This window comes from Devosia sp. UYZn731 (assembly GCF_040546795.1).
Lineage (GTDB): Bacteria > Pseudomonadota > Alphaproteobacteria > Rhizobiales > Devosiaceae > Devosia.
In genome coordinates this window covers 819320-834095 of sequence record NZ_JBEPOL010000001.1, presented here as the reverse complement: position 1 = coordinate 834095, position 14776 = coordinate 819320, and the positions used below count along the sequence as shown (strand labels likewise).

The following is a 14776-nucleotide window of genomic DNA, read 5'->3' as shown; positions in this document are numbered from 1 at the left end:
GCTGTGATTGCCCGCGGTGGCACCGGCTTTGGTGCTGATCCGCCCCCTCTGAATCGTTGGTCGACGTATTGTGAGAGTTACGACAGGGCCGGGGCGCGCGTGGCCTAGGCGGTCGACTTGTCGGGTTCACGCATTGGCGCCGAGTCCCCTCGGCCGAACTTGGCAAAGCAATTTCGGGCGCGGCACCTCGCCCCGCCGAACAGCTACAAGTCGCGCAGGAGCCGAGCCGGTCGCGAGGATGCAGCGCGCAGGATCGTCATGGATCCCAAAAGGGCTGTGATGATCGCTGCCACGGCCAGAACGGCCAGCAGGGCATCGGCGTCGAGCGTAAAATCGACCTCCAGCATGACCAGTCCTACGAGCCATGCCAGACCAGTGCCAAGGACCGCTGCGGGGATGGCGGCAAGCAGCGCCAGGATGAAATACTGCACGAAGGCGGTCGCCAGCAGTTCGAACCGAGTGGTGCCCAGCACCTTACCGATCACTGCATCGGCTTCGCGCTGACGCCTCCCGGTCGCGAGGCTCCCGATCAGCACCAATAGGCCATTGCCCACGGCCAAGCCGCCGACCAAGGTCGCCGCGAAGGACAACTGACCCAGCGCATTGGTGATCTGCTCCAGCGTGTCGCCGATGGCGACGAAGCGGATATCGGGCAGGGCGGTTGCAAGAGCACGCTTCACGGGCTCGTCACGCCCCGGTGCGGCCGTGACCGCGGCAAACAGTGTTGTCGGATAAGCATCGAGCACGCCCGGCGAGAACGTGGCGAGGAAATCGATGCCGCCCTGCCAAGAGTAATCGCGGAAGCTGGCGACTTTGACGGTCACCGTGTCCCCGAAGATCGCAAAGGTCAGTGTATCGCCAAGATTGACGCCGAGCCCGGAACGCAGGCTCTGATGCAGCGACACAAGGCCCGGACCCGTATAATCGGCGGGCCACCACTGCCCATCCACCAGCTTGGACGATGCCGGCATTTCCTGCCGGAACGTCAGCGGCACTTCGCCCGACAGCAGGAACGTGGCCTCGGGACCGCGCGTGCGGATGGTATCGACCGGCACCCCGTTGATCTGTGTGAGCGCGCCGCGCAGCATGGGGGTAGACACGAACTTGGTGATGTCCGTGCCCGGACCTGACATGGCCGCGAGCGTATCCACCTCGTCGGGGAACAGGTCCGAGGCCACGAAGGTCGGAACGTCGAACGACGAAGCGCCCAAAAATTCCTGCCGCAGATTGCCCTGCAACACCAGCACGACCGTGAGCATGGTCAGCGCCATGCCGGCCGCCACCACGACCGCCGCGGTATTGGAGCCGGTATTGGCAATTCTGCGCAAGGCGTGGCGCAGGATGCGGTTGGACGGCGTCGGCACGCGGCGCAAAGCCCATTGTGCAAAGCCGACGAAAAGCTGGAACACTAGTACGGCAGCGGCGCTGGCTGCAGCAAATGCCCCCACCAATGACACGTCGCCCGTCATGGCAAATGCCAGCAGCAGGAACGCCACGAGGGCCACCACCATGGGCAATACCTGCCAGGACGTCAGCAGGCTGCGCCACTCCACCGGCGGAGCCGAGAGCCCCTTGGAGCGGAACAGATGTACCGGCCGGATGGCCTGTGCCTGCTGCAGCGGCAAATACGCAAAGCCGAATGCCGTCACGAAACCCGCCGCGGCGGCGACCACCAGAGGCTGCAGATGCAGCGCCGGCAACAGGCTGATACCGACAGCCTGCCCAACCAGCGGCAGGATGCCATAGGCAATGCCGCCGCCGACCAACAGGCCAATGCCCACGCCGATGGCGGCCAGCATGGCAACCTGGGCGAAGAAGTGCACGAACACCCGCCAGCGATCGGCCCCCATGCTGCGCAGGATGGCGATCACCGTGGCGCGCTCGGCAATATAGGCCTGCATGCCGGCCCAGACGCTGACACCTCCTATCAGCAGGGAGCCCAAGCCGACAATGAGGAGGAAGCGCATGAACAGATCGTAATAACGCACCATTGGCCCCAGCGCATCGCGCGCCGAGCGCACGGTCCAGCCGCTATCGCCGAACTGGGTTTCAAGTGCCGCCTTGGCCTCATCCGCATCGCGCCCGTCGAGCAAAATCTTGTAGCGGAACCAGCTCCCCAGGCCGGGCAGGGGCGAGGTGCGGTCCGACACCATCGAAAACCCCTCGGCGGTGATCAGCGTCGTCAGCCCGAGCCGGAAACCGCGCACCGGTGCATCCGGCAATTTCGCCAGCGTGCCACGCGCCTGGAACGTCGTACCGCCAAGCTGGAACTCGTCGCCAACCGCAATGCCGAGCTGGTCCAGCATCAGCGGATCGACCAGCGCTCCGGGCACTTCGTCGCGGAGCCCGAGAAGCTGGGACACCGACGTGCCGGCCGGCAATTCGGCGCTTTGAACATGCCCAACCAGCGGATAGGTGTCACCCGCTGCCGCCAGATCGACGAAGGCGTCGCCCTTGTCCGTCTGCGCGCGTAGATTGGTATCGACCACCGAGGCGATGGAACCGAACCCGGCCATCGCCTGTAATTCGTCGCCATTGGCCGGCCGGTCCGCGCGGGACAGTTCCAGATCGCCGCCCATCAATTCAGCCGCGCTGGCGTCGATGGCCTGCGCAATGCTGGTGCCCACCGAGTTGACCCCGGCGATCAGCGCGGTGCCCACCGCCAGGCACACCACCAGCAGCACGAAGCGCCGAATATCGCCGCGCAGGTCCAGCAGGCCGACGCGGATCGCAGCCCAAACCGCGCGCATCAATGCGCCGCCGTGGTTTCGGTCAATTCGCCGCTGGTCATGGTGAAAACCCGGTCTGCCCGTGCGGCCAGGCCCGGATCATGGGTAATCAGCACCACCGCAGTTTTTTGCTGGCGCGCCAGGTCGAACATCAGATCCACCACGACGGCACCGGTCTGCTGATCGAGGTTCCCCGTTGGCTCATCAGCCAACAGCAGTGGCGGATTGGTCACCATGGCCCGGGCCAGTCCCACGCGCTGCTGCTCGCCACCCGACAATGCCGTCGGGCGGTGATCGAGGCGCTCGCCCAGCCCCACGGCACGCAAGGCTTCGGCGGCGGCCTCGTGGGTTTGCTTCAGGCTCAATTCGGGGGAGGCAATCTCCAGCGCCAGCGCGACATTGTCGAGCGCCGTCAGCGACGGGATCAGGTGAAAACTCTGAAACACGATGCCGAGCGACTTGCGGCGAAAGCGCGCCAGATCGTCCTCGCCAAGCTGCGACAGGTTCTGCCCGCGAACCTGCACCAGTCCGGACGATGCGCGCTCCAGTCCCGCCAGCAGCATCAGCAACGAAGTCTTGCCGCTGCCCGAAGGGCCGACGATCGCCACCACTTCGGCCGGCGCCACGCGCAGCGATACGCCTTTGAGAATATGCAATGGCCGGCCGCCGATCTCGAGGCTGTAGGTTACGTCGGCGGCGTCGATGATCGGGGTCTCAGTCTCGGTCACGGCAGGCAAATCCCTCATGCCAGCACATGCAACCGGCGCATGCGCACTATGATCGGTTATCGGGCAAAAGGAACAGAGGCTCGCAGCACATCCCCGGAATTGTTGAATTCGACCTCGAAATTGACCGTAATGTTGCCGTTTATCAGCATGATCTGCGAGCCGATCCGAACATCGCTGCCGCTACGATCCTTCTGGCGCTCTTTCAGATCAAACGTAATATCATCGCCGCGCAACCTGCCGACCGCCAGACCGGTAAAACCGGCATTGGAACTCATTGCCGCTTCGTATTGATCTTGCGCATCGTTGAAAGCGATGGTGCCGCTGATCGACAGGTTGGCGCTGATCAGGCTGCATCGCCCCGTATAGGTCACTTTCGACATGTTGCCCTTGGCGATCGCCAAACGGCAGCGGAACGGCTCCGGCTTGTCGCCGCCCACCAGGGCGCCTTCGCCCTGCCAGTTCCCGATATAGGACGTCAGGACGGCCAGCTCGGTCTCACCGGCGGCGACCTGCGAGGCGCCCAGCGTCGTCAACTGCAACAACAGCGCGACCCCGACTACCTTGAAAAAAGCATGCATTACTATCCGCCCTGTCTGTTTGATTGGTACCAGCTTCATGTTTGAAAAGGTAGCGGCCGTCCTCGAACCTATGAATCAACTCTTACACGTCAGTGGGCGCCGATTTCTACTGCCAACTTTGGCCAATCCACTCCACAAGTTTATGCGCCAGATCTATGCCATTGCACGGACCGAAGACCACTGCGACGGCCAAATCACCGGTTGCCCCATAATTGTCCATCATGCCCGGCGCCGGGTGACCCTAACCCGATCTCGCAAACCCGGCGGGTATGCCACGGCTAGTTTCTGGCACGTTCCTTGAAGTACATCCAATCCCGGGTCTATTGCTGGGCTGCGGCGATCAGCTCGAACGAGCGCAGGCGGGCAGTATGATCGTAAACGTCCGAGACGACGATCAGTTCATCGACGCCGGTCTCGGCCACGAACGCCGCCATTCCTGCGCGCACCGTATCGGGGTTCCCGACAATCCGTCGCGCCAGCATCTGTGAGGCCTGCGCCTTCTCCTGTGGCGTCCAATAGGTCTCGATATCGTCGATCGGTGGCTGGCTCAAACCCCGCGCGCCGCGGAAAATATCGGCAAACGACATCAATTGGGTCGTCGCCAGCCGGTGCGCCTCGGCATCGGTATCGGCGGCCACGATATTGACGCCGGCCATCGCATAGGGCTCCGCCAATTGCTCGGACGGCTTGAACCGCTCCCGGTAGAGCGCCAGAGCGGGCATGAGCTGTGCCGGAGCGAAGTGGGAGGCGAACGCATAGGGCAGGCCAAGCTCCGCCGCGAGCACCGCGCCGAACGTGCTCGATCCCAAAATCCAGAGCGGCATCTCAGTTCCTGCCGCCGGCACGGCCTGCAACCGCTGGCCGGGCACCGCCGGCGCGAAATAGGCCTGCAATTCCAGCACGTCATTGGGGAAATTCTCGGCATTCTCGGGCGAGCGGCGCAGCGCGCGCACGGTCATCTGATCGGTGCCGGGCGCGCGCCCCAGCCCAAGATCGATCCGCCCCGGAAACAGGCGGGCCAGCGTGCCGAACTGCTCGGCGATAATATAGGGCGCGTGGTTGGGCAGCATGATGCCACCCGAGCCAACACGGATGGTCTTGGTGCCGGCGGCGATATGGGCGATCACCAGCGCTGTGGCGGCGCTCGCAATGCCGGGCGCATTGTGGTGTTCGGCGACCCAGAAACGGCGATAGCCCCAGCCTTCCGCATGGGCCGCGAGATCGCGCGAATTGTCGAGCGCGCCGCGCGCATCGGTGCTCTCGCTGATCCGCACCAGATCGAGGATGGACAAGGCAGTCATGGGGAAATTCTCCGAGGTCGGAATGCTTATATCGGCAAACGACGATGCGTCTACGTAAACCTCTGGCGCATATGGGGCGGGGCGCACGCGTTTGCCACCGCAGGCACCAAATTAACCCGCTGAGCCGGAACATTTCCGACGTGCCCAGGTTGCAGCAGTGTCCCGGCTGGGCCATTCCAGGTTGCAGCAGTGTCCCGGCTGGGCCATTCTAGAATATCACACAGAGTATCCCGGTGACCGAACGCGCTTCGCCTCTCGCCCCTTTCGCCCATCCTACTTTCCGCAGCATCTGGCTGGCCAATCTGGCGTCCAGTTTCGGCGGGCTGATCCAGAGCGTCGGCGCCGCCTGGTTGATGACCTCGATTGCCTCTTCGGTGGACATGGTGGCGCTGGTCCAGGCCTCGATTTCCTTGCCAATCATGCTGTTTTCGCTGGTGGGCGGCGCCATCGCCGATAGCTTCAATCGCCGCCGCGTCATGCTGGCGGCCCAGTGTTTCATGGTGGCCGTGTCCGCTGCCCTGATGGTGCTGACCTATCTGGGCATGATGTCGCCCTGGGTGTTGCTGGCGTTCACCTTCCTGCTCGGCTGCGGCACCGCCATCAACAATCCATCCTGGCAAGCCTCGGTGGGCGATCTGGTGCCACGCGATCACCTGCCCTCGGCAGTGGCGCTCAATTCCATCGGTTTTAACCTGTCCCGTAGTGTCGGCCCGGCCGTAGGCGGCATCGTGGTGGCAGCGGCCGGCGCGGCCGCGGCCTTCGCCATCAATACGCTGAGCTATCTTGCACTGATCGTCGTGCTATTCCGCTGGAAGCCCGGCAATGCCGTGGCGTTGCTGCCGCGCGAGTCCATGGGCGCGGCCATGCTGTCGGGCATCCGCTATGTCGCCATGTCGCCCAATATCTACCAGGTCATGCTGCGCAGCTTGATCTTCGGCTTCACCGCCATCGCGGTGATGGCGCTGCTGCCCGTCGTGTCGGCGACGCTGCTTGGCGGCGGGCCGCTGACCTACGGCCTGATGCTGGGCGCGTTCGGGCTGGGTGCGGTGGGCGGCGCCTTGCTGGGCAATCGGCTGCATCAGCGCTTCAGCAGCGAGGCCGTGGTGCGGATGGCCTTTATCGGCTTCGCCGTCTGCGCCGCCGTCACCGGCATCAGCACCTCGCCCTTCTTGACCGGTGCCGCTCTGCTCATTGGCGGCGCCGGCTGGGTGCTGGCTTTGTCGCTGTTCAATGTTTCGGTCCAACTGGCCTCGCCGCGCTGGGTCGTGGGGCGGGCGCTATCGCTCTATCAGACAGCGACTTTTGGCGGCATGGCGCTGGGCAGCTGGCTCTGGGGCGTCGTCGCTGAGCTTTATGGCCTGCAGCTGGCGATGGGCGGGGCAGGGCTGTTGATGCTGGTTGGGGCCGCTCTTGGCCTGTTCCTGCCGTTGCCGCAGCGCTCGACACTCGATCTCGATCCGCTCAATCGCTGGAAGGAACCGGCGCTTGAACTCGACCTCGAAGCGCGTAGCGGCCCGATCGTGATCCAGATCGCCTACATCATCAAACCGCAGCATCTGGCCGAGTTCCTGCGCGTCATGGCCGACCGCAAGCGCATCCGCCGCCGCGATGGTGCCCGCCACTGGACCCTGCTGCGTGACCTCGGGCATCCTGACGTATGGGTCGAGCGCTACCAGACGCCCACCTGGACCGAATATGTGCGCCACAACCTGCGCATGACCAAGGCGGACGCCGAAGTTGGCGACCACGTGCGTGCTCTGCATGAAGGCCCCGATGCACCGGTGGTCACGCGCTTCGTCGAGCGCCCGACCGATTGGCTGACCGCCATCGCCGAGCCGCGCAGTACCATCGATCCGCCGTGAATATGGAGGCCTCGCCCTGGACTTGAACCAAGGGTGTGGGGAGTTGCAATCCCCCGCGTAACGCTCCGCCACGAGGCCATGGCGCACACTAGTCCCGCGTGTGTTATTTAAGTCTTTAAAGTTACCCGCAGATCATGACTTGGAACTGACGCCGCTAACTTGCGGCGATCAGTTCGCGCGTATAGCTCTGGGCAATATCGCGGCTGCGCAACTGCTCGCGACTGAGCGTCTCCACCGCCTCCGCATTGCGCATCACCATTAGCCGGTCGCACATGTAGGAAATCACCGCCAGATCATGGCTGACGATGACGAAGGTCAGGCCCAGCTCCTTGCGCAACTGATTGAGCAGGTTAAGAATTTCTGCCTGTATCGATACGTCCAGCGCCGAAGTCGGCTCGTCCAGCAGCAGGATTTTCGGGTTGAGCGCCAGCGCCCTCGCAATCGCCACGCGCTGTCTCTGCCCGCCCGAAAGCTCATGCGGGAAGCGGAAGCGGAACTGCCCGGGCAGGCCGATCAGGTCCAGCAATTCAACCGTGCGCTTCTCCGGATCGGGCAGCTTGTTGATCCGCATCGGTTCGGCAATCGCCTGGCCGATGACATAGCGGGGGTGCAGCGACGCATAGGGGTCTTGGAACACCATCTGCGCCCGCCGCGCCAGATCGGTGCGGCTGGTCGATTTGGTGTCCTGCCCGTCAATCTTGATCGAGCCGGACCAATCCGGATTGAGCCCCATAATGGTGCGCAAAATTGTCGACTTGCCCGATCCGCTCTCGCCGACCAGTCCAAAGCTTTCGCCTTGTGCCACCGAGAAGCTGACATCGCGCACAGCCACGGAAGGCCCAAAATTGACCGTGAGGTGATCGACCTGGATCATGGCCGCGCCTCCAGCCAACTCGCCTGGCGTTGCAGCACGGGCAGGGGGTCGAGCGGCCCGTCGATGGTCGGCAGGCAGGCGAGCAGGCCGCGTGTATAGGGATGGCTCGCCTCGTTCAGCCGATCGGCGCGCAGCGTTTCGACGATCTGGCCGGCATACATCACGATCACCCGGTCGCAGAACCGCGACACCAGCCGCAGGTCGTGGCTAATGAAAATCAGCCCCATGCCACGGCGGGTCACCAATTCATCGAGGATGGAGAGAACTTGCGTCTGCACGGTGACGTCTAGGGCAGAAGTTGGCTCGTCGGCGATCAGCAGGTCGGGCTCGCGCACCACCATCATGGCGATCATCACGCGCTGGCCCATTCCGCCCGAAAGCTCATGCGGATAGAGCGAAAACACCCGCTCGGGATCACGGATATGCACAGCCTCAAGCACGGCCAGCGCCTGCTTGAACGCCTCGCGCTTGGGCAGCTTCTTGTCGCCAATACGAATAGCCTCGACGATCTGCAACCCCACCCGCATCACCGGATTGAGCGAGAATTTGGGGTCCTGCAGAATCATGCCCATCCGCCCGCCGCGCAGCGAGCGGCGCAGCTTTGGCGAGGCGGCGGTCAGGTCGATGCCGTCGAAGACCATCTTGTCGACGCTGATCTTGGCATAGGACGGCAGCACGCCCAGCAGCGCTCGGCCGGTCAGGCTCTTGCCCGAACCGCTCTCTCCCACAATGCCCAGCTTTTCCCGCCCCAGCGACAGCGACACGCCACGCACGGCGTCACTCATGCCGCCCTCGCGCGGAAAAGCGATGCGCAGGTTTTCAATCTCGACCAGGTTCTCGCTCATCGGCGCTGCCTCAGATGCGGATCGAGCAGGTCGCGCATGGCGTCACCCAGGAGGTTGAAGCCCAGGCTGACGATGAAAATGGCAAAGCCCGGCACGGTCGCCACCCACCACTGATCGAAGATGAACTTGCGCCCCGTCGAGATCATCGCGCCCCATTCTGGCAAAGGCGGCTGGGCGCCGAGGCCGATAAAGCCGAGGCCTGCCGCGGTCAGGATAATGCCCGCCATGTCGAAGGTCATGCGCACGATGACCGACGACAGGCACATCGGCATGATGTGGTAGACGATGATGTGAAAGTCCGATGCACCGGCGAGCCGGATCGCATTCACATAGTCCGAATTGCGCACAATCAGCGCCTCGGCCCGCGCCAGCCGCGCGTAGGGTGGCCAAGCCGTGAGCGTGATCGCCAACGCGGCGTTGACGATGCCCGGTCCCAGCGCCGCGACGAAGGCCAGCGCCAGCAGCAGCTTGGGAATGGCGAGGAACACGTCGGTGATGCGCATGAAAATGCGGTCGACCCAGCCACCGTAATTGCCCGCGATAGCGCCGATCACCAGCCCCACCGGCGCCGACGTAACGATCACCAGCCCCACGATCAGCAGCGTCAGGCGCGAGCCATAGATGATGCGCGAATAGATGTCGCGGCCCAGCTCATCGGCACCAAACCAGTATTCGGCACCCGGCGCAGCCAGCCGGTCGCTCAAAGCCGGCAAATAGGGATCATGTGTCGCCAGGATCGGCGCCAATGCGGCGCAGACCAGCAGCGCAATGACGATGACCAGCCCGACCATGCCGAGCGGGTTGCGCATGAAGCGGCGGGCGAAGCTTTTAAACTCGGCAATCCGCGCGGCGCGGAGGGCGCGCTTGGGATCGATGATGGGATCGGCAATAACGCTCATGGTTCCCTCCTATCGCGAACGCGGATCGAGCGTGCGGTAGAGCACGTCCGACAGCATGTTGAGGAACACGAAGACCACGCCGACCAGTAGCGTGCCGCCGAGCACCGCATTCATGTCGGCCGCGAACAGCGACGAGTAGATGTAATTGCCGATGCCAGGCCATGAGAAGATCGTCTCGATCAGCACCGAGCCTTCGAGCAAGCCGCCATAGCTCAGCGCGATAACGGTGACCAGCGGAATGGCCGCGTTGCGCAGGGCATGGCCCATGACCACGCGGAATTCGCTGGCGCCCTTGAGGCGCGCCGTCAGCACATATTCGCGCGTCAACTGGTCGAGCATCACCGAGCGGGTCATGCGCGAAATATAGGCCAGACTGTAGTAGCCGAGCAGGATGGTCGGCAGCGTCATGTGGCTGATAGCGTTGAAGAAGATTTCCCACTGGCCCTGCAGCGCGCTGTCGATCAGGATCGAGCCGGTCCAGCGATCCACCACGCCGACGAAAAACACATCGAGCTGGCCCGGACCCGAGACCCAGCCGAGCCGATAATAGAACACGAATAGCCCCACCAGCCCGAGCCAGAAGATCGGCACCGAATAGCCGATCAGCCCAACGATGCGGATCAGATGATCCGGCCATTTCTCATGCCAATAGGCCGAGGCGACACCCATGGGCACGCCAAGCACCACGCCTAGCAGCAGCCCCAACGTCGACAGCTCCAGCGTCGCGGGGAAGAAGTTGAGCAGGTCGGTGAGTACCGGCCGCGTTGTCGAGAACGACGTGCCGAAATCGCCGCGCAGGATTTTGGTGATGTATTCCCAGAACTGCTGCCAGAGGGGTTTGTCGAGCCCCAGTTCAAGAAATACGCGCTGATAAACCTCGGGCGACGCCTTTTCGCCAACGATCTTGAGCACCGGGTCGATCGGCAGCACGCGCCCGATAAAAAACGTCAGCGCCGCCAGCCCCAGCAGCGTGATGGCCACGGTGAGCAGCCATGAGGCAATGCCGTAGATTATGCGGAGCGATCGGGGAAGAGGTTTGTTCAAGCGGTCTGGCCGATCATTCAAAGAGGAACCGGGGACGCGAACGCCCCCGGCGAATAGTGCAGATTATTCCTTGGTCACCGCGCCATAGCGGTCGTCCGAGAAGGTGATGCCGAGCACGACGCCCTTGACGTTGGAGCGCATGGCAACCTTGCGGCTGTCCTGGAACATGTAGACGAACGGCGAACTGTCAGTATGCGCGCGCTGGATAGTGTCGTACATGGCCTTGCGCTTTTCGACGTCCTGCTCCTGCACGGCGGCGAGGACTTCGTCCGACAACGGACCCGAATCCCAGCCGAAGCGGTCGGCGAGGTTGCCGTGCTGGCCATCGGGATTGGCCTTGTCGTTGACCGTGAACGCCTTGGCATTGGAATGCGGATCGGGATAATCCGGACCCCACAGACCGAACCAGATATCCAGGTCATGGCTGCGATAGCGATCCAGCCACTGGCCGCCATCGACAACCTGCAGGTCCAGTTCGATTCCGGCCTGCGCCATGGTCGCCTGAACGGCCTGGGCATATTCGGTATAGGGCGAGGTATTCCACACCACGGTGGCCAGCTTGATCGGCAGCGCGACGCCGCTCTCGGCGATCAGGGCCTTGGCCTTCTCGACGTTGAGCGAATAGGGGTTGTAGTTGATGTTGCCGCCCAGGAACCCATCAGGGATCATGGTCTGGTGCACCTTGACCGTGCCGCGGCCGATGCTGTCGGCAATGCCCTGGTAATCCACCAGGTACTTCATTGCTTCCACGACCTTGGGATTGCTGAGCGCGGGATTCCGCACGTTCAGGCCGAAATAATAGATGGTCGAGGAATTGCCTTCCATGATCGACACATCCGGATTGGCCGAAACGGCGCCGATATCGTCGGGACCCAGCTTGTTGGCGATGTCGATATCGCCCTTTTCCAGCGCCAGGCGCTGTGTCGCGCTTTCCGGCATATGCTGCAGGAAGATGCGCTCGACGCCGGGCGCAGCACCCCAATAGTTCTTGTTGCGCGACAACAGGATCGAAACCTTCGGATCCCACTTGGTCAGCTCATAGGGGCCCGAGCCGGCCGAATGCTCGCTCTTGAGCCAGGCATTGCCATAGTCGTTGCCGCCAGCGGCCAGTACGCCCTCATGCTGCTTGACCAGCACGGAGTCGACGATGCCGCCGGTATAGGACGACAGCACGTAAAGCACGAAGCTCGGGGAATATTTCTGGTCGACCTTGAGCACCAGCGTCTGGTCATCGGTCGCCTTGATATTCTCGGCGACGTTGTCCTTGGTCAGGCCGAACTGCGTCAGGATGAAGGAAATACGGCTATCGATCAGGATAACGCGCTGCAGCGAATATTCGGCGTCGTGCGCCGTCACCGGATTGCCCGAGGCAAACTTGGCGGCCGGGTTCATCTTGAAGGTAAAGGTCTTGCCGTCTTCCGAAACGGTCCAGCTTTCAGCGAGCACGCCGAAAATCTTGGTCGCATCGGCGGGGTCGAAACTGACCAGCGGCTGGTAGATCTGCTGGCTGGCAAGCACGCCGCCAACTTCGCTGACTTCACCCGGATCGAGGGTGATGATATCGTCGATCGCGTCCGCGATCACGAGGGTATTCTTGGGCGTCTCGGCTATTGCTCCGGAAACGGTCAGCACCGCTCCGAAGGCGACAGCCGCGAGCGTCTTGAACAGGCGCATGGCAGTCTCCCTGGTTGTAGGATTGTCGGTCCGGCGCGAGCGGCCGGTTGCAGGCGCGTACATCATCGCTCGCTGATCCCCTCAAAGGTGAAGATGAGCGCGGCAATGGGCAGAAGAGTATTGATTTCGGCAAGGATCGCCGGGGTGAAAATGCCCGCGTCGCCCAGCAGCGCCACCACGCCGCGCACCTCGCCGGCGATGATGACGGGAAAGCACGATGTCGCCCCGTAACCCATGGCGACCAACTGGTCGGTTTCGGGAATGAACGCCGCCATGCCGGGCACATCGTTGCCGATGACGGGCTGCCGGTCGCCGAAGATGCGCCGGTTCCAGGCACCGTCGTCGATCGGATCGACATTGCCGACCGGGAAATCAACTGGATTGGAGGTGCCGATGCGGTGGGTCACCGAATGGTCCGGCGCCGTGGCGATAAAGGTCGCGGTGCGGATGCCCGGGATGATCGTAAGCAGCTCGGACAGCACGACGAACAGTGCCTGCGGTCCGGCAGCCAGCGCTTCGGACAATTTCGCCGCAATAGCTGGATTGAGCACGGTCATTCCGGAAACAGCCTCATCGTGCCAACCCACAGTTCGACCGCGGTCTCGGTCCCGATATTCGCACCGCGATGCGGCTTGTGCGAGTCGAAATGCAGCGTATCGCCGGGGCCAAGCAGATAGGTTTGGCCATCGACCTCGTAACGCATCGAGCCAGAGACAAGATAGACGATCTCCTCGCCCTCGTGGCTCATCATTTCGGTCAGATGACCGGGCGGACAATGCGACAAGCAAGCATTCAGCTTGGCCTCAGGAAAGCCGCGCTCGAGAAATTCATAGAACCGCGCCGTGCCGCCGACCCTGTAGATCTGGCGCTGGCCCGAATGGCTGACAACGCTATGGCTGCGCGCCGGGGCTTTGGAGACGAAGTGATCGACGCTGGTTTCGAGCGCCTTGGCGACATTGTACAGCGAGGCCAGCGAGGGGGTGGAAATGCCGCGCTCGATCTGGGAGATAAAACCCACGGTCAGGGACGATTCCGTGGCCACCTGCTGCAGGGTCTTGCCGATGGCCTTGCGGCGGGCTCGCAGCCGCTGGCCGAGCGTCATATCGACGGCAGACTCGGCTTTCGCCCCACGCTCGGCAATCAACTCCGACAATACACACCCCAGGCAACAAAGATTTTAGCCAGACTAAATTATGGCGAGACTTTGTCAACGCCCGTGAGTCAGTTTTGCGATAGCTCCCACGCAATGGTGCGCTCCAGCGCCGCGCGCTCGCTGATCGTTTCGGCATAGCCAAGCTCGGCCCGGATGCGGGTGCTGTCCAGGGTCAACGGATAATCCATGTCGGACGCTTCCGCGCGGTCGAACATGATGCCCTTGGCATCCGGCGAAACCTCGGAGATCTCGGCCTCAACCCCCATGACATCCAGGATGGTCTGCGCCCATTGCCGCACCGTGCGCAGATGGGCCTGGGCGGCATTATACGTCCGTCCGGCCGCCGCGGGATGAAGCGCTCCCAGCGCCAGCGCCTCGGCCATATCATCGATATAGCCATAGGAATTGAGCGCCCGAGCCGCCCGCGCGTCGATGGCGAACGGCTCGCCCGCCGCCGCGTTCTTGATTGCCCAGGCGAAGCGGTGCTGCTTGTCCTCGGGGCCAAAAATCATCGGCAGGCGCAGGATCGTGGTCTCGAAACGTGGATCTGCACGAGCTGCATCTTCGATGGGGATCTTGTCATATTCGTCGAACAGGGCGTCATCCACGCCCGTGGGCCGGCGGGGATTGCCGCGATAGGGAAATCGGATTTGGCGCAGCGGAGAGTCTTCGGTTGCTGGCTCCAGCCGGACCGCCGGATTTTCCTTTTTCAGCAGCCCGGCATAATTGGAATAAACGTCAGTCGAACTGACCATAACGTAGCGGCCACCGACGGTGCCGACCGCGTCCAGTACCGGTTGGGTATTGCGCAGGCTGAGCGTGAAAATATCGATGACGGCGGTGACGTGATGGGCCTTGAGCAGGGGGGCAATGGCTGCCGAATCCATCCGGTCGGCTGCCGCGAAGCGCACTTCGGGGGGCAGTGCGACCGGCTCGTTGCCCCGCGCGATCACCAGCACGTCCTGCCCATGGGCCAGGAGACGCTTTGCCACCGCCGTGCCGAGAAAGCCGGTGCCGCCAATAATCGCAACCGTCAAGATGTCACTCCTCGATAAAGTGCCGCCGCAGTTCCCCGCGACGGCACCAACA

Annotated in this window: 13 protein-coding genes; 1 reads left to right on the top strand and 12 read right to left on the bottom strand. The window is 63.0% G+C overall.

Annotated features, from left to right (window positions below; all coding sequences use genetic code 11):
• Positions 1–203: 203 nt before the first annotated feature.
• From ABIB57_RS03875 to ABIB57_RS03860, 4 genes are all read right to left on the bottom strand, one after another.
• Entirely contained in the window at positions 204–2750 is a 2547-nt protein-coding gene (locus ABIB57_RS03875; RefSeq protein WP_354038571.1) for an ABC transporter permease, read from the bottom strand.
• Positions 2750–3475, bottom strand: coding sequence for an ABC transporter ATP-binding protein (locus ABIB57_RS03870; protein WP_502914339.1), 726 nt, complete (start codon positions 3473–3475; stop codon positions 2750–2752). Before ABIB57_RS03870 ends, ABIB57_RS03875 begins: the two co-directional genes overlap by 1 nt.
• A gap of 38 nt (positions 3476–3513) precedes the next feature.
• Positions 3514–4074, bottom strand: coding sequence for a heme-binding beta-barrel domain-containing protein (locus ABIB57_RS03865; RefSeq protein ID WP_354038568.1), 561 nt, complete (start codon positions 4072–4074; stop codon positions 3514–3516).
• 281 nt (positions 4075–4355) lie between these two features.
• Positions 4356–5336 carry an LLM class flavin-dependent oxidoreductase gene (locus tag ABIB57_RS03860; RefSeq protein ID WP_354038566.1) on the bottom strand — a complete coding sequence of 327 codons (981 nt, stop codon included), beginning with the start codon at positions 5334–5336 and terminating at the stop codon, positions 4356–4358.
• 233 nt (positions 5337–5569) lie between these two features.
• Between ABIB57_RS03860 and ABIB57_RS03855 the strand changes: the two genes are divergently transcribed.
• Positions 5570–7198 (top strand): MFS transporter, encoded by a 1629-nt coding sequence (locus ABIB57_RS03855; protein ID WP_354038564.1) that lies wholly within the window; start codon positions 5570–5572, stop codon positions 7196–7198.
• 154 nt (positions 7199–7352) lie between these two features.
• Here ABIB57_RS03855 and ABIB57_RS03850 read toward each other — a convergent pair whose 3' ends face one another.
• The 8 genes from ABIB57_RS03850 to ABIB57_RS03815 all read right to left on the bottom strand — a co-directional run bounded on the left by ABIB57_RS03850 (position 7353) and on the right by ABIB57_RS03815 (position 14724).
• Positions 7353–8072 carry an ABC transporter ATP-binding protein gene (locus ABIB57_RS03850; protein ID WP_354038562.1) on the bottom strand — a complete coding sequence of 240 codons (720 nt, stop codon included), beginning with the start codon at positions 8070–8072 and terminating at the stop codon, positions 7353–7355.
• Positions 8069–8917 (bottom strand): ABC transporter ATP-binding protein, encoded by an 849-nt coding sequence (locus ABIB57_RS03845; RefSeq protein WP_354038561.1) that lies wholly within the window; start codon positions 8915–8917, stop codon positions 8069–8071. The genes ABIB57_RS03850 and ABIB57_RS03845 overlap by 4 nt, the downstream gene beginning before the upstream one ends.
• Positions 8914–9816: an ABC transporter permease gene (locus ABIB57_RS03840; protein ID WP_354038559.1), complete on the bottom strand. Its 903-nt coding sequence runs from the start codon at positions 9814–9816 to the stop codon at positions 8914–8916. Before ABIB57_RS03840 ends, ABIB57_RS03845 begins: the two co-directional genes overlap by 4 nt.
• 9 nt (positions 9817–9825) lie before the next feature.
• Positions 9826–10860 (bottom strand): ABC transporter permease, encoded by a 1035-nt coding sequence (locus tag ABIB57_RS03835; protein WP_354038557.1) that lies wholly within the window; start codon positions 10858–10860, stop codon positions 9826–9828.
• Between the two features lie 63 nt (positions 10861–10923).
• A complete protein-coding gene (locus ABIB57_RS03830) occupies positions 10924–12534 on the bottom strand; it encodes an ABC transporter substrate-binding protein (RefSeq protein WP_354038555.1) in 1611 nt (536 codons plus the stop codon).
• Between the two features lie 62 nt (positions 12535–12596).
• Entirely contained in the window at positions 12597–13091 is a 495-nt protein-coding gene (locus ABIB57_RS03825; RefSeq protein ID WP_354038554.1) for a hypothetical protein, read from the bottom strand.
• Positions 13088–13687: a helix-turn-helix domain-containing protein gene (locus tag ABIB57_RS03820; protein ID WP_354038552.1), complete on the bottom strand. Its 600-nt coding sequence runs from the start codon at positions 13685–13687 to the stop codon at positions 13088–13090. Before ABIB57_RS03820 ends, ABIB57_RS03825 begins: the two co-directional genes overlap by 4 nt.
• A gap of 68 nt (positions 13688–13755) precedes the next feature.
• Positions 13756–14724, bottom strand: coding sequence for an NAD-dependent epimerase/dehydratase family protein (locus ABIB57_RS03815; RefSeq protein WP_354038550.1), 969 nt, complete (start codon positions 14722–14724; stop codon positions 13756–13758).
• Positions 14725–14776: the final 52 nt, after the last annotated feature.